The following is a 17,896-nucleotide window of genomic DNA, read 5'->3' as shown; positions in this document are numbered from 1 at the left end:
TACCCAGGCGGAGGGTTTTTTAATGCTCACACAGGCTTACCTTATGCTTTACCTTGAAATTGCAGTTTTAGTACTGGCGTCTTCAGCCTCGGCTTTTGGCATTTTTATGCATTACTGGAACAAGCGCCAACTCGCTGACCTCAAACAAGAAGTCATCAAACTTCAAGAACACGGCGTGCCTGTTAAAATGGAAGAAGTGCTGCCCCCACACACAACAGCCGCCGAAAAAGCCACACACTAAAAGAAGCAACATTCGGTTTTATTGTACCCCACACAAAGAGCCTTACCCAAAACCACCTACGCCTATAGAGCCGTTTAGCATACCTTAGAGCCCCATTAAAAAAGCGCCTTAGCCACACAGGCTGGAGGTGCTTTTTTGTATTTGTGTACACGTACCAACCTTTACCCTTAGAGGGTTGAACTCCCTCATTAACGCCCAAGCTTTCCAAGCCCCTCGGTTCCAGCACCTTCCCAACAAAAAAGCCCTGCGCTCTCAGCACAGGGCTTTTTTAATTAAAGGTCTTAAACCTTACTATGGCAGGCTTACACATGCCCCAAGGTTAGGCCGTACATAATAGCGGCCAACAGCCCCATAAACACCAACATAGCGCGTACACGGCCATTTTGGCGTTTCTGTTTTTCAAGCAATTCGGCTTGGGTCAGGTCTGTCTTCATAGTTAAGCCCCCAACCAAATCTGCAATGCGTGGTCTGCTAACAACCCACAAAACAGCAGGAACAAATATGCTAACGAAAAACGGAAAGAAATACGCGCGGCCTTGTCGCCTTTAAGGCTTACGCCGTTTGCATCTTGCTCTTCGCGCAATACACGCACGGCACAGGCAATAAACCCAAGGCCCAACACAAGTGCTGTTGTTGTATAAACCCAGCCACAAAGATGCAGAAAGGATGGCACCAGAGAAATAGCCAACAACACAAGGGTATAGCCAAAAATCTGCCAGCGCGTATGCCGTGCGCCTTTAACCACGGGCAACATAGGAATACCGGCACGGCCGTAATCTTTACAGGCATACAAAGACAGCGACCAAAAATGCGGGGGTGTCCAGAAAAACACAATACCGAACATAACAACCGGCAAAATAGCCATATGCCCAGTAGCCGCAGCCCAGCCTATCATGGGTGGGAAAGCCCCAGCCGCACCGCCAATAACAATGTTTTGCGGCGTAGAACGCTTAAGCCACATTGTATAAATAACGGCATAAAAGAAGATAGAAAAAACCAGAATACCCGCTGCCAACGCGTTTGTTGCTACCCACATTAAGCAAACAGACAGGCAAGATAAGCCTACACCATAAGCAAGAGCTTCTTGCTCTGGTATACGCCCACCGGGAATAGGCCGCGTAATGGTACGCTGCATCACGGCATCAATATCGCGGTCAAACCACATATTAATGGCGCCAGCAGCACCCGATGCCAAACAAATACAAAAAATAGCAACGACAGCCTGAAACAGCGAAATATGGCCGGGGGCCATAAACATACCCGCTGCCCCCGTAAACACGACCAGCGAAATAACCCGCGGCTTTAAAAGCTGCACCCAGTCTTTTGCTGTTGTGCCAACACGGTCGGCCTTAAAGCGTACCCGCTCCGCAATGGGGGCGTTTGCTAGTGTGTCGCTCATAAAGACACCACCTGCGCCCGAGCAGTGTGGCCCTGCCTCTGAGCTGCCTGCATAGAGGTATTACGGCTCAGGCTAAGGCCCATAGCCACCAAAAAACACACGCCAGAGAGAACAAACAAAGCACCACTTGCAACTTGGCACAACATAGGCAGGCCGGGCACAGCCAGCACGGTGGCGGCACTCATGCTCACAAACTGCGCCACGGCAAAGCTTTTAGGGTACCAACGGTCGCAAACCTCGCCCCGCCATAGGTACAGACCACAGAATACTGCAAACAGCGTACCAAATTGCAAAGCAGAATGGAGGCCTTCAGCTTGCACAAATTGGCTTACCCAGCCTGTAGACACAACCACCAAAAAGCCCAAAGCCCAAAGCATGGGCACACGCAGTGCAATATGCGACCGCCAAGCGCCTGCCATCCAAACCACAGCCAGTAAAACAGAAGCCAAAGTGGCAGCGCTTAAAACCAGAGAGCCAGACGTGCTAAGCAGGCTTGGCTGCACCATACCAGCCACACCCGCAGCAAAAACGCCTTTTACCCACACAACCGAACAAACTGCCGCAGCTAAACCCATAAGGGTTACCACCGCCCGTTTAGAGAAGCGCACAGACTGTGCCGCGGTTTCAAACACAATACCAAACCCGACCAATAGGGTCACAAGGGCTACAGGTTGTGCAAAACCATCAAGCAGCGTGCGCGAAAAAGATGTACCGTTTAACGCACCACGTGTTGCAACAGCTGCAAGCACAGGTACGGTAAAAAGTAATACTGCAGAGGCCAGCATTTCTCCCCACACGAAAGGAGAGAACGCGGCACGCTCTTGCATATCAGCGCGGCTATCAAACACTGTGGCCAAAATAGCCATAACAGCCAGTAGTGTTGCACCACACCACAGAGCCGTTGCCAAATATAACCAAGAGGATGCCACTAAAAACACTGCCGCGGCGCACATAGCCACTAAGGCCATGCCGTTTAGACGGGGCAAAACCAACCCGGTACGGCCTAATGCAGCAGGCAGCCAAAGCGTACCAAAGGCGCATACCAATGCGGGCACAACAACAAACAGGAGCATAAGAGCGGCATGGCTTTGCTCAAGCCCTACCCATAAAGCCGTATGCGGCGCCAAGCCAGCAAGCTGTAACGCTGTAGCGCCACCACCCAGCACAGAGGCCATAACGGCCAGCGCAAGGTAACCATACCCAACTGCGTTGCCGGATACTGTGTGTGTTACCATTTGACTGTGCTCTTTAGTATGGCTCTGTTGTGCCCCGGCAGACATCATGCTGTGCAACCCCGCATATTCCCGGATTTAGTGAGGCAACCCTAAAGCACCTCTAGCCGTTACCCTATACCGATTTTTTTTGCCGTGAACGAGCGTTTCAGATGCGCAAGTCTGTCGCCCCAGCGTTGTGCCTAGAGGGCGACAGTTCAAAAAAGACTTAAATATTATCCAGTGTTACCAGCGTAAACAGGCCAACAGGCGGCACAGACTGGATACGCGCACGCGCAATGTCTTCTGGGGGCAGCAAAGATTCCATAGCAAAATCAGGGTGCCAGCCCAAAGAGCGAGAAGCCCGCGCCATACCGCGCTCTACCACGCCGCGTACACCGCTGGGTGCCAGAAAGTGGTTTACAAACAAAATATGCCCACCGGGCTTAACCACACGCTTTAACTCACGAAAAAGCTTGCGCGGGTGCGGCACAACCGAGGCAACAAACATAGCCACGGCAATATCGAAAGACGCATCATCAAAGCAGGTTTCTTCTGCGTCCATTTCCAGCAGGGCTTCAACATTGCTGAGCTGCTCACGCTGCACCCGCTCACGCGCACGGGCCAGCATGTCACCAGACAGATCAATACCTGTTATCTGTTTGTTTTTTGTATAATGGGGCAGCGCAAGGCCCGTACCAACCCCTACTTCCAGCACTTTGGTGCCAGACAGGCTGTTAACGGCCTCTACCGCTTTGCGGCGCCCAAACGCTGATACGCCACCAAAAACGGTGTCATACACAGCGGCCCAACGGCGATAAGCCACCTTAACGGCTTCGGCATCCAAGGCTGACCGCGAAGGAGCCGGATCATCACCCTGACTGCCGGGTGCGCATTTTTGCAAAACGTCGCTCATGCTCTCTCTCTGCCCGCTGGTGCTAATTTCTTCAAGGGCCACTACGCATCTTCCTCTAAATTTAAAATAAGTGACGCCACAAAAGCGCCGTTGTCTCAAGCCACATTTACTTTCTGCCTTCTTTGCAACACATCTCACTGTAAGTAGAGAAACATGCTGAAACTGGCTCTTATCCTGCTTAGTCTTGCTGTGTGGGTCTCCATTTTTGCCTATTTCTGGCACCAGAATATTTTGCGTTGGCTAGACAACCGCTTTGGCAGAGACACTCTACCCAGTGACCCTGATGAAGAAGGAGCAGAGGGTTTAGACCATAATACCCCTCTGTTTACCGCCCCCCAACCCCAAGACGGAAAACCCGCGCCTAGCGAGTCTTCTCCTCCCGGTTAAGGGGCTGCTCCTTATATTATGCCGTTAGGCTTTCAATTTGGCCTCAATACACTCCCATATTGCCGCTGCACCATTAATGCCGTCAAAGCGTTCAAGTTCCTGCAAACCGGTGGGAGAGGTTACATTGATTTCGGTCAGGTAATCCCCAATCACATCAATACCCACAAAAATAAGGCCGTGTTCTTTAAGGAACGGGCCAATTGTCGCGCATATTTCTTTATCACGCTCTGTCAGGGCAACTTTACGTGCCACCCCACCCACATGCATGTTAGAGCGGTGGTCTTCCTCTGAGGGTACGCGGTTAATAGCCCCTACGGGTACGCCATCCACCAAGATAATGCGTTTATCACCCGCTTTAACCGCAGGTTCGTAACGCTGGATCATCAACGGTTCGCGCGAGCGCGCAAAATGCATTTCAAGTAGGGCGTTCAGGTTCTGGTCATCTTCCTTAATACGGAAAATACCGCTGCCGCCATTACCAAACAAAGGCTTAACAATAATATCGCGCCACTTGGCTCTAAAGGCCCGAATCTGGCCAATATCCCATGTAACAAGCGTTGGCGGCATAAGGTGTGGAAAATGCGTAACCAGCAATTTTTCGGGTGAATCGCGCACCCAGCGGGGGTCGTTTACAACCAGCGCTTTGTCTGGGCCAATGCCGTGCACATGGTCTAGCAGGTGGGTTGCGGTAATATAGGCCATATCAAAAGGGGGGTCTTGGCGCATCAACACCACGTCCATCTCACCCAAAGAGCGGCGGGCCGCCTGCCCAAATGTTGCGTGGTTTCCTTTTTCACGCTGCACAGTTACGGGCCGTAGCTCTGCACTTACCCGGGCTTGTGCTGGGGCGTTAGGGGCCACAACGCCTTCACCCAACGCCAAAGACGGCACTTCGTACACATACAGACTATGCCCCCTAGCCTGAGCTTCAAGCATCAGAGCGAAGGTGGAATCTCCATCAATATTGATATGCTCCAGTGGATCCATCTGGACAGCCACGTTCAGTGAAGATGCCATACCGCTGTGTTTTCCCTTGTTTTATCTGCGTTGTCGTTTCTACCGTATCCCTGTTCTGCGCGCCTGTCCAAAGGCAACCTGTACGCTGCTCTACTGGGCACGCTTACGCAGGGGCAAAACCACTGCATTTTGGGCACCATCTGCCCCTGTGCACGCCAAGCTGACTTTATAAACACTATAGGTATCGGCCACTTGGCTGGCGCGCATTCTGGTAACAACAGGCAAACGTGCCAATACATGAAAGCCTGCACGCTCAGGGTCATCACCCTGCTTATGGCCACGCACTAGGTACCCCTCAGCACAGGCGGTGTGCGGTAGGTTAAACAAGGCCCAGCGTGGCTCTACGGCAATAACCGGCTGCTGGCTCTTACTGTAAAAAGCAAGTTCGCCAGCCAAGCCGTAATCATCTGCAATTAAGGGGGAATCTGTTGGTAAGCTCTGCACAAATGCAGCCCAGCCCCCCATTTGGCGCAAAGTAATATCAATATGGGCTGACGCTTTCAGTGGTGCAAAAAGAGCCTGCACAATAACAAAGGCGCTTAACGCAAACCCTAAACAGCTTGCACCTTTCCACCAGCGCCACACAGGGAGCGTGCCTGCCAGTGCCAAGAGTGGGTATAAAACAACAGGCCAGTTTGCCTGCACGCGTGCCCCAACTGCATGCTGCACAAAAACCAGCACTGGCACCACAACCATGCAGAATAACGCACGAGAAACGGCCTCTTTTTGCCTCAACAGCAAATAAACGCCAGCCACAAAGAAAACGAAAATACCGGGTGTGGCCAACCCCACCTGCCCGCCAACTAATTCACTAAAATAAGTCAGCATTTTTGCCGGGTGCCAGTCACCTACGCGCCCACCCTGCTTTAAAAAGCTGGCCCAATGGTGTGTTGCATTCCACCAAATAACGGGAGACGCACACAAAATGGCACTCACACCGCCCAACCATAGCCACTTAGTTTTAAGCCACCCGCGCCCGAGCGGTGTTAACAATACCCACACACCCAAACCAGCCACAGGCAGTAACGCTGTGTATTTGCTGGCAAAACCCAAACCTGCGGCGGCCCCTACCGCCAACCACCACGCGCCGTTTTGCGTGCGCACCAGCCTCACAAAAGCCCACACAAAAAGTGTTATAAAAAAAACCAGCGGTGTGTCTGGGGTCATCACCACACAACCAACACCCAAAGCCAGCGTAGCATTTAAGAGCACAGCTGCTTTTAGGGCAGAGCCCATAGCTTGAGCCGCATCCTTACCGCGCAATAAAGCCCAGTCACGGGCAGCGTAGGCTAAAAAAACTGTGCCTAACCCTGCACTTAAGGGGCCTAAAAGGCGCAGTCCTAATGGCGTGTCGCCTGCTAAAATTTGGCCTATTTTAATAAAGGCTGCCACCATGGGCGGGTGGTCAAAATACCCCAACGCCGGGGCCAAAGCCCAAATACGGTAATAGGCCTCATCTGGGGTAAGGGGCAGCCATGCGCATACCAATATACGCATAACAGTCAGGCTGAGCAGGCATAGCCACCACAGCCTGCTTGCCTGCCCTGCAAACATTAAATGTACGGCCTTGTGGGGTATTTGGGCTGTTTCATTTAGCCTTTCCCTCGCCTTCCATAGGCAAGGGCACACCGCTACGCTCTAGGCTCGTACGGATTGTTTGCAAGGTTTGCACCCTGATAACATGCGGTGCTTCTGTAAGGTGGCGGGTCAGTAAGTTTTCGTGTGCTGCGTCACGGGCAATAAGGCGCACCAAAAAGTCTCCGCCACCACGAATCATGTGGCACTCACGCACTTCTGGCCACTGGGCCAAGTTGTGCTCAAAGGCAGAAAGCACGGCTTCTTTTTGGCTATCCAACCCAATGAGCGCAAAAAACGTAATAGGCCAGCCCAGCATGGTGGCATCTGGTTGGGCATGGTAGCCACGCACAACGCCCAACTCTTCCAACCGCCGTACACGCCGCAAACAGGGAGGTGCGGAAATACCAACCCGGCGCGCCAATTCCACATTGGTCATGCGCCCATCTTCTTGCAACTCTGCTACAATGCGTAGGTCAACAGCATCAAGTTCTGTCACCGTGTTTGTTCCATTCTGTGCCGCGGCCTTATGTCATCACTTTGTCTGGGCAGTATATGCCACGCACATGCCAACGCCGCAAACGCTCTTGCCCTTAACCTCATCAGCCGCCATATCGCGTTTAAGTCAGCAGTTCTGACACTGCACTCATGCAAAGTGGCATCATTTCAGAAAGGCCCGCCATCATGACCCAGACCATCACCACAGACCTGCTTGTTATTGGCGCAGGACCGGCTGGCTATACCGCCGCCATTTATGCTGCACGTGCCAATCTCAAACCCGTTCTGGTGGCAGGGTTACAACCCGGTGGCCAGCTCATGATTACAACAGACGTTGAAAACTATCCCGGCTTTGCCCAAGCTGTGCAAGGCCCTTGGCTGATGGAACAAATGGCCGCACAAGCTGAACATGTGGGCACACGTATTGAGCACGACATTATCACCTCGGTCGATTTTTCCTCAGGCTCCCCTTTCCATTTAGTTGGAGATTCCGGCACGCATTACGTTGCCCGCTCCGTTATTATTGCAACAGGTGCACAGGCAAAATGGCTTGGCTTACCTAGCGAGCAAAAACTGCAAGGGGCTGGGGTCTCTGCCTGCGCCACATGCGATGGTTTTTTCTATCGTGGTAAAAACGTTGTTGTGGTTGGCGGTGGCAACACAGCCGTTGAAGAAGCAATTTACCTTACCCACCACGCGGCACATGTTACCCTTATTCACCGCCGCGACAGCCTGCGTGCAGAAAAAATCTTGCAAGACCGTTTTTTCAATAACCCCAAAACATCTATTTTGTGGAATACAGCTATAGAAGAAATTGAGGCTGCGGGTGAGCCGTCTGTTGTGTGCGGTGTTAAATTACGCAACACAGTTGATGGCACTGTAAGCTCCCTAGCAACCGATGGCGTTTTTGTTGCCATTGGCCACGCCCCTAATACGGGTATCTTCAAAAACGAACTGGCTCTTGATACTGAGGGCTATATTACCACAACACCGGGCAGCACCCGCACTTCTGTACCAGGTGTTTTTGCCGCCGGAGACGTGCAAGATAAAATTTACCGCCAAGCCGTAACGGCCGCAGGCAGCGGGTGCATGGCAGCGCTTGATGCCGAGCGTTATCTGGCCGAGACAACTTCTTAATAACATGTCATCTCTTGACCCCGCCGGACAATTACTGCACGTAATGAAATTGGAGCTAACACTTCTTAACTCCAAACACTTCATTCAATAATTGCAGGAGGCGTGCGTGGACTGGGACAAACTCCGGGTTTTCCATGCTGTAGCCGAAGCGGGTTCCTTTACCCACGCTGGGGATGTCCTTAACCTGAGCCAATCTGCCGTTTCTCGCCAGATTTCAGCTCTTGAGGACGTCCTTCAGGTTCCTCTTTTTCACCGTCATGCCCGTGGGCTTATTCTCACAGAACAGGGCGAGACGTTGCACAAGACGGTGCGTGAGGTCTTTTCAAAACTTGAAATGACACAAACGCTTTTAACCGAAAGCAAGGAAAAGGCCGCAGGACGGCTACGCGTAACAACGACAACGGGTTTTGGTAATTGCTGGCTTATGCCACGACTGCACAAATTTATGGCAGCCAACCCCGATATTGATATCTGCCTTATTCTGGAAGACAACGATCTGGACTTGGGTATGCGTGAAGCCGATGTGGCAGTACGTATGCACGCACCGCGCCAACCAGACCTTATCCAGCGGCACTTGGCAGACTTTCATCTGCCCATTTTTGCAGACCCCGCCTATATTGAAAAACACGGTGCTCCTAAAACATTAGAAGAAATTTCTGGCCACCAGTTGGTCTTGTTTGGGGAACATCACCCACCCGTTGCACACATCAATTGGCTTGCTGAGGCTGCACGCTCCAACGGCAACAAACAAGTTGCACGCCTTGAAGTAAACAGCATGGCCGCCATGGCTTCTGCCATTGCATCTGGGCTGGGCATTGGCTCCATTCCAACCTATGCCGCCAAGGAATTTCCTAATCTGGTGCAAATTCTACCAGATATTACAACACCAACAGTGGATGCGTACTTCGTCTATCCAGAAGAATTGCGTAGCTCCAAACGTGTTGCTGTCTTCCGTGACTTCCTGATGAGCGAACTGGGTATTCGGTAAGCAAATTATCAGACTCGACGCTCTGCAAAAAAGCTCCCCTTTCGGGGAGCTTTTTTGGTATTCAGCGCTCTTTATTTATCAATTTCTATTATAACTGTCTTCTAATCTTATAATATCATCCTCACCCAAATAAGCGCCAGACTGCACCTCAATAAGAGTTAAAGGAATTTTACCGGGGTTTTCCAAACGGTGCACACTGCCTTGGGGCAGGTAAATACTTTCATTCTCACGCAGCAGCACTTCATCTTGATCTCGGGTGACCAAGGCGACACCCCCCACAACAACCCAGTGCTCTGAGCGATGAAAATGTTTTTGCAGCGATAACTTACCACCGGGGTTCACAACAATACGCTTCACCTGAAAGCGCGTCTCACTCGTGAGAGATTCATAATACCCCCATGGCCGATAACATTTCCGGTGTGCCGAGGCCTCTAAACGCCCTTCTTTTTTCAGACGATCAACAATTTTCTTAACATCTTGCGCGCAGCTTTTATGTGTCACCAAAACCGCATCGGCAGTCACAACCACCACCGCGTTATCTAGTCCTGCAACGGCTGTAAGGGGACCTTCTGAGCGCACGTAACAGCCACGTGCATCTTCTACCAACACATCTCCAACCAAAGCATTCTCAGCGCTATCTTTTGCGCTTAGCTCCCACAGCGCATCCCAACTCCCAACATCTGACCATGTAAAATCTGCGGGAATCACGACAGATAAATCTGTTTTTTCAGCCAGCGCATAATCGATAGAAATATCAGGAGCATTCTCAAATGCAGCTTTATCTAACCTGATAAAATCAAGATCGACTTTGCGTTTTTCCAATGCTTCTTGCGCATAACGCACAACATCTGGCGCATATTTCTGCATTTCCGCTAGCAGCACATCAACCCGGAAGACAAACATACCCGAGTTCCAGAAATACCCACCCTCTTTCAAAAACAGTTCGGCCGTCTGTTTATTGGGCTTCTCACGAAAGGCTTTTACCTCAAAAGCCCCCTCAACACCCGGTAAAGGTGCACCTTGCTCTATATAGCCATAACCCGTTTCAGGGTGTGTTGGCTTCATACCAAACGTTGCAATACGGCCTTGCTGTGCAGCCTGCACGGCTTTTTCAACACTTGCTCCTAACGCGTCCATATCTGCAATATTGGCATCGGCTGGCATTATCCACAAAACAGCCTGCGGGTCTGTTTGCGCAGCGGCAAAAGCTGCCACAGCAATAGCAGGTGCAGAGTTCCGGCCTACAGGTTCTAAAATAATCTGGGCTTTTTCAGACAAAACCTCACGCACTTGCTCAGCAATAAGAAAGCGGTGCTCATCGTTGCAAACAATAAGAGGGGCACCACACCCAACATGCCCACTACGCAAAACAGTTTGCTGCAGCATGCTTTGCTGCCCCAAAAGAGCAAGAAGTTGCTTAGGGTAACTGGCACGCGACATTGGCCATAATCTACTCCCTGTCCCTCCGGACAAAATGACTGGGACAACATGCCCCTTATGTGACTGGCTTTGTGTCATAGTTCGGTTCCCTAAGTACTCTTGGCACGAACTATATCGTTTTTTCTTAATTGTAACAGGCATACGCTTGAGCGTATTTTTACAGCATAGAAATGACCCAAATTTTTACGGTAGCGTAGCGAATACTCACCACAATAGCGGCTAGACCGATGAGTTAAGGGCATACAAAAAAATTGATAGAGCCAATTAGGATATTACAGTATTTTTATTTTTACTTACAAAAAAGCTCGTTCTGACAAAAATGCATTGCATGTTTACGAAAAAAACAGAAGTTGTTCAGTCAATTTTGAACATTCTCTATTCACAAGAAAGAATAGGGCCTATATGAGTCAAACATTCATAACACAAAATATAATGGAACCAGAAAATGAGTGAGAACCAGAGCTACCCTATCATTCTTGACTTGGTTGCAGAAATTGTTTCTGCACAGGTCTCTAGCACTCAAACAGACCCTGCAACTATTCCTGCACTCATAAAAGATGTGTATCAGGCTCTTAAAACAGCAGATCAGCCACAAAGTGAGCCAGAAAAGCTCCAGCCTGCTGTTCCCGTAAAACGTTCGGTTTTTCCTGACTATATTGTCTGCCTTGAAGACGGCAAAAAGCTGAAAATGCTGAAACGCCACCTGCAGAGCGCTTATGGCATGACCCCTGAGCAGTACCGTGAACGTTGGGGCCTGCCAGCAGACTACCCCATGGTTGCTCCTAACTATGCTGAACGCCGCTCTACGCTGGCACGCGAAATTGGTTTAGGCCGCAAAATTCACGCGACAGCAGAAGGTGAAGAAACCACCGGCCGTGGTCGCCGCAGCAAAAAGCAGGCTGTCTAAAAATTAGACTTTGCCCGGTACCCATTCCTCTGGTTCGTGGGTATCGGGCATTTATATATTGACGAAGCGGTTAACTATAGCGAAAGTCTAAAAGCGCTGCTTGTAAAGCTGGCGTCAGGTTACAGATTTTATTGCCACGAGCACGGTTGTTTTTTGCTCTGCACCTGTTTTCTCTGCCTTGTTGTATCAGATTGTATGAGCCTGGAAGGTTAGCATGACAAAATCTGAACTCATTGCCGCCCTAATGAGGAAGCACCCCAACCTGCAACTCAAAGATGTCACACTCATTGTGAACACTGTCTTTGGCACTATTTCTGACAATTTAGCCGAAAATAACCGCATAGAACTGCGCGGTTTTGGTGCATTTTCCGTCAAAGAAAGAGACCCCCGTATTGGCCGCAACCCAAAAACGGGCGAGCAGGTAGAAGTCTCTAAAAAATTCATTCCGTTTTTTAAAACCGGAAAAGAACTTCATATCCGCCTTAATAAAAAATCTGGTTAGCTCTAAAGGGCCACAGTATTGGCCTTACACCCCAACAAACTGTGCTGCCATTTTTAGGTCGCTCGTAAACCGAGCGTATGCTCGCTCTTTATCCGCCTCGTTTTGTAAACGCAGTAGGTAAGATGGGTGCACTGTCACGAGTCCTGAGACACCCGGCTCAAGTTCAAATAATCGTGATCTTTCTCTGGAAATCGTTATAGGCCGCTTTAGTATTGTCTGCGCTGCCGTTGCACCTAACATCACAATTAAAGTGGGGCGCACCATACGCTGCTCGGCCTCAAGCCATACGCGGCAGGCTGCCATATGGGTTTGTTCGGGCTTTTGGTGCAGCCGGTCCGTGCCTCGCCACGTAAAGCGAAAATGCTTAACCGCATTGGTTACATAAACCTCTTCGCGCTTTAACCCCACCTCTTGCAAGGCACGATCAAAAACATGCCCCGCTGGCCCTACAAAGGGGCGGCCAAGTTTATCTTCTTGGTCTCCGGGTTGCTCTCCAACAAACATCACGCGTGCTGTTTCTGGCCCCTCACCAAACACGGTGCGTTGGGCTGGCTCCCATAAGGCACAGGCCCTACAGTCCATGGCTTCTGAGCGTAGCTGGTCAAGCGTTGCCGCCCCAATTACCTCCTTATACGTTGGTACTAAGGTTGTGTTGGGGTAACCACTCCAAGCCCCTTGGCCATCTGGCTGCCATTGGTTTTCTGTAGAGGGAGCGCCAAACAGCAGTGTCTGACCATCCCATTTCATACTACGGTAAGGCGTCGTAATTTCCCACGGCCTAGGGGCAAGAGCACGGCAGAATTTTGCGTTTGCTTCTACACAATAGTGCTCAGGCTCATACTGCCATACAGTTGGCAAACCGTGCCTGAGTTTGGCAGAAAATGCAGCCCTAAATCGTAGTGTTTCTTGCTTAACAGCGGCAGCAAGAGCGACCAAGGTTTGCATATCAGTATCGTTTTGCAGGCTGGCAAAAGAGTGTTTTTCGTACACAAGACGATAAACCAGCCGATAAAACAGAGCAAAGCGGCTACTATCCTTAGCTTGAAACGCCAGCACAAGGAACGCAACAAACTGGCGCGGCAAAACGAGTGGTGCCACGCCCTCCATATTAAACCGCGAGACTAACGTAAGGTCTGGGCGAAAGAGCTGCTCAGCAGGCAAAACATGCCACGAAAGCGCATCTGGTTGGGTTGCTTGAGCGATGTGCATTCTAGCAGCCTGCCGCCATGTTGCCATATCGACTTCATGCGCCAGAATAACCTCCGCCATTGCAGCCCCCTATCTTCTACCGGCTGAGCTTACTGCGCAACCGCGCAACAATACGCGCAAGGTCAGCCAACCCCAGCATATACAAAAGAACAGCATACACCCCGGCTCCCGCCATAACCATGCCGCCTAACCACACACTACGCGCCCAAAAATTATGAGGAAACACAACCCCTTGCCCCAAAAGCCATACCACACCGCCCATTATGCCAGAGGCCACAATCGTTAAGCCAATGCGGCGTTTGGTCTGCCCTTCAAGCTCTAGAGATTTGCGGCGATGTAAAATAAAAGCCAAACACGCCACGTTAAAAAATGCGGCAATACTACTGGCTAAAGGCGGGCCGACATGCAGCAACGGCTTCATGAGTGCTAAATTGAGGCCAAAATTAAAAACCAAAATACCAATACCGATATAAACAGGTGTACGCGTATCACCCCGTGCAAAAAAAGCGGGAGAGAGAACCTTAACCATGACAAAAGCAGGTAACCCCAAAGCGTAAGCGCGCAAGGCTTGCGCAGAAAGGAGCGCATCGTGCTCGGTAAAAGCGCCGTGGCCAAAAAGCACAATCATAATAGGGCCGGCCAGCACCATTAACCCCGCAACAGCCGGTAGAGTAAGTAATAAAACATAGTCAATGGAGCGGTTTTGGGCATCACGCGCGGCTACGTGGTCTCCTGCTGCTAAATGGCGTGTGAGCACTGGCAACAAGGTTGTGCCTGCCGCAGCCCCCAACACGCCCAACGGCAACTGGTTAATGCGGTCAGCAAAATACATAAGCGACACGCTGCCAGAGGGCAGAAGCGTTGCAATAATTGTATCTATTGTCAGGTTAATTTGGCCAACACCGCTGCCAATAAGGCCAGGTACCATACGGCGCACCAGCAATTTAATACGCGGCGTTAAACGGGGCGGCAAGGGCATAAGCCCAAACCCTGCCCGGTGGCAGGCCCACAGCAACAATCCTAATTGTACCACCCCAGATGCAGTAACACCCCATGCCGCAGCATAGGCCACATTAGGCATAAAGGGGGCAGCAAATACAATGGCCGCAATACCAACCACGTTAAAGGCCAGATACGCCGCCGCAGCCATACTAAACTTGTGCAGCCCATTTAAGACACCCGCAACCAAAGCCGCAGCACAAATAAGCACCAAATAAGGAAAGGTAATGCGGCTTAAACTTACCCCAAGCGTGTAGCGGTCTCCGTGCTGCATAAAACCGGGGGCGATTATGCGTAAAACCTGAGGCATAAACACCTCGCCCAGTACGCACAAAAATACCAGCCAAACCAGCATGACACCTAACGCACGCCGGGCAAAATTGCGGGCCTCTGGTACCCCCTCCTTGGTCAGGACAGAAGAAAAAAGCGGCACAAAAGCAGCGTTAAATGCACCCTCGCCAAACAGACGGCGGAACATATTAGGCAACCTAAAAGCTACTTGGTACGCATCTTGCAAAGCTCCGGCCCCCATAAAGGCCGCCAAGAGTTGGTCACGCACTAAGCCGAGAATACGGCTGAGCATTGTCCAGCCACCAACAGTAAGAAAACTTCTGAACATGAGACCTACGTGTAAAAACAACCAAGACCAAAGCCGCAAGGCACAGTATAAAGCACCAGAAAGCCTTTCAGCCTCTTATGCCTTTATAAAACAGTCATTATGCTACCTTATGAACGGTGCCTATCACTATTCGTGCTCGACCCCATAGCCGTAGGCGCGCACGACAAGACCACCGCACCATTTGTTGGGCTGCGCAAAAGGAGTTTTGCCACGAATGTCAGAGACAACAAACCAGACTAAACCAGCGGGGCCACCGCGCTGTACCCTTGTAAAAGCCAGCCATAGGTCTCGCCGCGGGCAAGAGGTTGCACGTAACGTTTTGGCTCTCTTTATTCTGGCAATTGCTCTGTACACTATTCAGGGCTTTATGCCTGCGTTGGTGTGGGGGTGTGTATTTGCCGTGGCAACATGGCCGCTTTACACACGGGCGCAAGTTGCCTGGCCCAAGGCTGCAAAAGGGCCGCTCCTGCCCTTTTTGTTTACTTTAGCCATGACCCTTATTTTTGTCATACCGCTGCTTTTAATTACGCTTGAAGCCGTAGGCGAAGCCCAAAGCGCTCTTGGTTGGCTGGAAAAAGCACGCCAGTCTGGCGTGCCGGTGCCCGATGCCATTACCCGCCTGCCGTTTGGGAGCCAAACACTTACCAACTGGTGGCAAGCCCATCTTGCAAACCCAGAAGATGTTTCGGGCCTAACTGGCGCGTTAGACAGCAAAGGCGTTGCCATTACCAAAGCCGTAGGCGCACAAATTGCCCACCGTGGCACGCTGTTCTGTTTTTCGATCGTGACGCTGTTTTTTCTCTACAAAGATGGCAGCTCAGTTATTCATCAATGTCGCATTGCCTCACGCCGCGCATTTGGCAAACGTGGTGAGGTTATTGCCCGCCAAATTGTTGCGTCCATTCATGGCACGGTACAAGGGCTGGTGCTGGTCGGCATTGCTGAAGGGGCCATAATGGGCCTGATTTACTTTTTATGTGGTGCCCCACACCCTACCCTTTTTGGCGTTATTACCGGCGTTGCCGCCATGATTCCTTTTTGCGCCATGTTTGCCATTGGCTTTGTGTCGCTCCTTATTTTAGCGCAAGGTTCTTCTATTGCGGGCATTGCAGCTTTTTGCATTGGGGCGGTTATTATTTTCATTGCAGACCATTTTGTGCGCCCGGTTTTAATTGGCGGCAGCACCAAACTCCCCTTTCTTTGGGTATTGCTTGGCATTTTAGGTGGTGCTGAAACATGGGGGCTTATCGGGCTGTTTGTTGGCCCTGCGGCTATGGCAGCGCTAGACCTGCTGTGGCGCCGCTGGACTGTAAGCAACACACGCGAACAGAACTTAATACAGCCGGAATAACAAAAGGGTGTTCAGTAACGAACACCCATTTACTATTCTGATTTTTCAGAAAAACAAGCAAACCAAATATCGGGCAGGCGGGATTCGAACCCACGACCCCCAGTCCCCCAGACTGATGCGCTACCAGACTGCGCTACTGCCCGTTTGCTTGGTGAAGAGGTCTTTAGCAGCCTAACCAGAAAGGCACAAGCCACCTTTTCTAGTTTTTATGCAGAAAGACGTGCACGCAGCGCTTCAAGCTCAACCAAAATGTCTTTTAGGTCATGCCGTAAGCGAGAATTAACGCGCAGCAGCTCGGCATCTACACTCTGGGCAACGTTCTGCTGTGGCTGTGCCGCTTTAACGACCATATTTTCGGAAATAGAAATCACTTCATCAACCCGTACACTATGGTCTGTTTCTGTCGCTAATTTTTGCCACTCATTCATTTCGGCGCTGACAACGGCCGCACCGTGGTCTGGCACATGGGCCAAATCAAACTCGTAGCCTGTTGGCTGCTCAGCACTGGCCTGCGCAGAAGAGCGCCATACCACCGGCTGGCTTTCTGGCTCATCTTGCCCCCACGTTTCGGGCGGCACATCAGCCTCTTGCTCTGGGGCATAAAAGGCTGTTGGCGCCTCTTCTTCCTCAGTTGCCAGCAAAGCAGGTGGCTCAGGCGCAAGGTCTTCTTCTGGTGTATATTCTTCTGCCTGATGTAAAATTTCAGGCTCCAGAACAATAGTCGCACCCTCGGCCAAAGGCTGTTCGGGCAGGCTCACAACGGGGGCAGCCACACTCGGCACACGCGCTTGGGTCTGGTGGTTTTTTTCCGCCAGAATTTTTTGCACGCCCTTAACGGTGTAATTTTTATCGTAAAGCAAATCTGCAATTGTACGCAGGAGCTCTATATCGGCGGGGCGGTAATAACGCCGCCCACCCCCACGCTTTAGTGGGCGTACCTGCTCAAAACGCGTTTCCCAAAACCGCAACACATGCTGCGGCACATGCAGTTCGTCGGCTACTTCGCTAATGGTACGGAAAGCGTGCGGCCCTTTATCAGACCGCAACATGTCGTCCAAACTTTCAGGCACGCCCGAATACAGAGAAGCGCGTGCCTGATAGGTGCCTTCAGTCATGCTCATCTTCCATATCGCCATCAATCACTTCGTGATTGACCTGCGCTCGAAGGAGCTGACTCGGTCGAAACACCAAAACAGAGCGAGGCAATATTGGCACCTCCTCCCCCGTTTTAGGATTACGCCCACTCCGCTGGCCTTTTTGGCGAACAGAGAACGTCCCGAAACCGCTGATTTTCACGCTCTCGCCTTTTTCAAGCGCAAGCATGACCGTTTCCAGAATATCTTCCAGAAAAACGGCTGAATCTTTCCGGGACAGCCCAACCTGCTGATAGATGCTTTCCACCAGAGATGCACGCGTGACAGTTTCCATAGAAAGCAAAGTATCACTTTCCATGTTGCCGTCAATTCAATCTGTATAATGAGGTGTTTTTTAGGGGGTTAC

Annotated in this window: 19 protein-coding genes and 1 tRNA gene; 7 read left to right on the top strand and 13 right to left on the bottom strand. The window is 51.0% G+C overall.

Going from position 1 to position 17,896, the window contains the following annotated elements; translation table 11 throughout:
* Positions 1–22: 22 nt before the first annotated feature.
* The gene (locus tag Abor_RS02385) at positions 23–241 is read left to right on the top strand and encodes a dimerization/docking domain-containing protein (protein WP_048840225.1); all 219 of its coding nucleotides are present in this window, start codon (positions 23–25) and stop codon (positions 239–241) included.
* Positions 242–543: 302 nt separating this feature from the next.
* Here the strand turns inward: Abor_RS02385 and Abor_RS13205 are convergent, their stop codons facing one another.
* The 4 genes from Abor_RS13205 to Abor_RS02370 all read right to left on the bottom strand — a co-directional run bounded on the left by Abor_RS13205 (position 544) and on the right by Abor_RS02370 (position 3,767).
* Positions 544–675 (bottom strand): hypothetical protein, encoded by a 132-nt coding sequence (locus Abor_RS13205; protein WP_256940979.1) that lies wholly within the window; start codon positions 673–675, stop codon positions 544–546.
* A gap of 2 nt (positions 676–677) precedes the next feature.
* A complete protein-coding gene (locus tag Abor_RS02380; protein WP_048840224.1) occupies positions 678–1,640 on the bottom strand; it encodes a heme o synthase in 963 nt (320 codons plus the stop codon).
* Positions 1,637–2,875: a heme-copper oxidase family protein gene (locus Abor_RS02375; protein WP_048840223.1), complete on the bottom strand. Its 1,239-nt coding sequence runs from the start codon at positions 2,873–2,875 to the stop codon at positions 1,637–1,639. The genes Abor_RS02380 and Abor_RS02375 overlap by 4 nt, the downstream gene beginning before the upstream one ends.
* Before the next feature lie 205 nt (positions 2,876–3,080).
* A complete protein-coding gene (locus Abor_RS02370) occupies positions 3,081–3,767 on the bottom strand; it encodes a class I SAM-dependent methyltransferase (RefSeq protein WP_048840302.1) in 687 nt (228 codons plus the stop codon).
* Between the two features lie 153 nt (positions 3,768–3,920).
* Between Abor_RS02370 and Abor_RS02365 the strand changes: the two genes are divergently transcribed.
* Positions 3,921–4,154, top strand: coding sequence for a hypothetical protein (locus Abor_RS02365; RefSeq protein WP_048840222.1), 234 nt, complete (start codon positions 3,921–3,923; stop codon positions 4,152–4,154).
* 24 nt (positions 4,155–4,178) lie between these two features.
* On the opposite strand, the gene gshB is transcribed toward Abor_RS02365, so the two are convergent.
* The 3 genes from gshB to Abor_RS02350 all read right to left on the bottom strand — a co-directional run bounded on the left by gshB (position 4,179) and on the right by Abor_RS02350 (position 7,185).
* On the bottom strand, positions 4,179–5,171 hold the full coding sequence (gene gshB / locus Abor_RS02360) for a glutathione synthase (RefSeq protein WP_048840221.1): 993 nt from the start codon (positions 5,169–5,171) through the stop codon (positions 4,179–4,181).
* A 90-nt stretch (positions 5,172–5,261) separates the two neighbouring features.
* Complete coding sequence (locus tag Abor_RS02355; protein WP_048840220.1) at positions 5,262–6,725, bottom strand: glycosyltransferase family 39 protein; 1,464 nt, start codon at positions 6,723–6,725, stop codon at positions 5,262–5,264.
* A gap of 34 nt (positions 6,726–6,759) precedes the next feature.
* Positions 6,760–7,185, bottom strand: coding sequence for an Lrp/AsnC family transcriptional regulator (locus Abor_RS02350; RefSeq protein ID WP_232015209.1), 426 nt, complete (start codon positions 7,183–7,185; stop codon positions 6,760–6,762).
* A 245-nt stretch (positions 7,186–7,430) separates the two neighbouring features.
* On the opposite strand from Abor_RS02350, the gene trxB reads away from it, so the two are divergent.
* Both trxB and Abor_RS02340 read left to right on the top strand, forming a co-directional pair.
* Entirely contained in the window at positions 7,431–8,381 is a 951-nt protein-coding gene (gene trxB, locus Abor_RS02345; protein WP_048840218.1) for a thioredoxin-disulfide reductase, read from the top strand.
* A gap of 106 nt (positions 8,382–8,487) precedes the next feature.
* Positions 8,488–9,369, top strand: coding sequence for a LysR family transcriptional regulator (locus Abor_RS02340; protein ID WP_048840217.1), 882 nt, complete (start codon positions 8,488–8,490; stop codon positions 9,367–9,369).
* A 78-nt stretch (positions 9,370–9,447) separates the two neighbouring features.
* On the opposite strand, the gene Abor_RS02335 is transcribed toward Abor_RS02340, so the two are convergent.
* On the bottom strand, positions 9,448–10,887 hold the full coding sequence (locus Abor_RS02335) for a mannose-1-phosphate guanylyltransferase/mannose-6-phosphate isomerase (RefSeq protein WP_048840216.1): 1,440 nt from the start codon (positions 10,885–10,887) through the stop codon (positions 9,448–9,450).
* Positions 10,888–11,254: 367 nt separating this feature from the next.
* On the opposite strand from Abor_RS02335, the gene Abor_RS02330 reads away from it, so the two are divergent.
* Positions 11,255–11,716 (top strand): Ros/MucR family transcriptional regulator, encoded by a 462-nt coding sequence (locus tag Abor_RS02330; protein WP_048840215.1) that lies wholly within the window; start codon positions 11,255–11,257, stop codon positions 11,714–11,716.
* 214 nt (positions 11,717–11,930) lie between these two features.
* Positions 11,931–12,218 carry an integration host factor subunit beta gene (locus tag Abor_RS02325; RefSeq protein WP_048840214.1) on the top strand — a complete coding sequence of 96 codons (288 nt, stop codon included), beginning with the start codon at positions 11,931–11,933 and terminating at the stop codon, positions 12,216–12,218.
* Positions 12,219–12,242: 24 nt separating this feature from the next.
* On the opposite strand, the gene Abor_RS02320 is transcribed toward Abor_RS02325, so the two are convergent.
* Both Abor_RS02320 and murJ read right to left on the bottom strand, forming a co-directional pair.
* On the bottom strand, positions 12,243–13,487 hold the full coding sequence (locus Abor_RS02320; protein ID WP_048840213.1) for a UdgX family uracil-DNA binding protein: 1,245 nt from the start codon (positions 13,485–13,487) through the stop codon (positions 12,243–12,245).
* Positions 13,488–13,503: 16 nt separating this feature from the next.
* Positions 13,504–15,045 (bottom strand): murein biosynthesis integral membrane protein MurJ, encoded by a 1,542-nt coding sequence (murJ, locus tag Abor_RS02315; RefSeq protein WP_048840301.1) that lies wholly within the window; start codon positions 15,043–15,045, stop codon positions 13,504–13,506.
* 214 nt (positions 15,046–15,259) lie between these two features.
* Here murJ and Abor_RS02310 point away from each other — a divergent pair, with 214 nt between their 5' ends.
* Positions 15,260–16,396 carry an AI-2E family transporter gene (locus Abor_RS02310; RefSeq protein WP_048840212.1) on the top strand — a complete coding sequence of 379 codons (1,137 nt, stop codon included), beginning with the start codon at positions 15,260–15,262 and terminating at the stop codon, positions 16,394–16,396.
* 69 nt (positions 16,397–16,465) lie between these two features.
* On the opposite strand, the gene Abor_RS02305 is transcribed toward Abor_RS02310, so the two are convergent.
* From Abor_RS02305 to Abor_RS02295, 3 genes are all read right to left on the bottom strand, one after another.
* A tRNA-Pro gene (locus Abor_RS02305) sits at positions 16,466–16,539 on the bottom strand.
* A gap of 63 nt (positions 16,540–16,602) precedes the next feature.
* Positions 16,603–17,517, bottom strand: coding sequence for a MerR family transcriptional regulator (locus Abor_RS13095; protein ID WP_244877856.1), 915 nt, complete (start codon positions 17,515–17,517; stop codon positions 16,603–16,605).
* Positions 17,504–17,824 (bottom strand): integration host factor subunit alpha, encoded by a 321-nt coding sequence (locus Abor_RS02295; RefSeq protein WP_048840299.1) that lies wholly within the window; start codon positions 17,822–17,824, stop codon positions 17,504–17,506. Before Abor_RS02295 ends, Abor_RS13095 begins: the two co-directional genes overlap by 14 nt.
* Positions 17,825–17,896 lie beyond the last annotated feature (72 nt).

Origin of the sequence: Acetobacter orientalis (assembly GCF_000963965.1) — a bacterium.
GTDB classification, from domain to species: domain Bacteria; phylum Pseudomonadota; class Alphaproteobacteria; order Acetobacterales; family Acetobacteraceae; genus Acetobacter; species Acetobacter orientalis.
The sequence above is the reverse complement of the archived record's forward strand: the minus strand, read 5'-3'. Positions and strand labels throughout refer to the sequence as shown.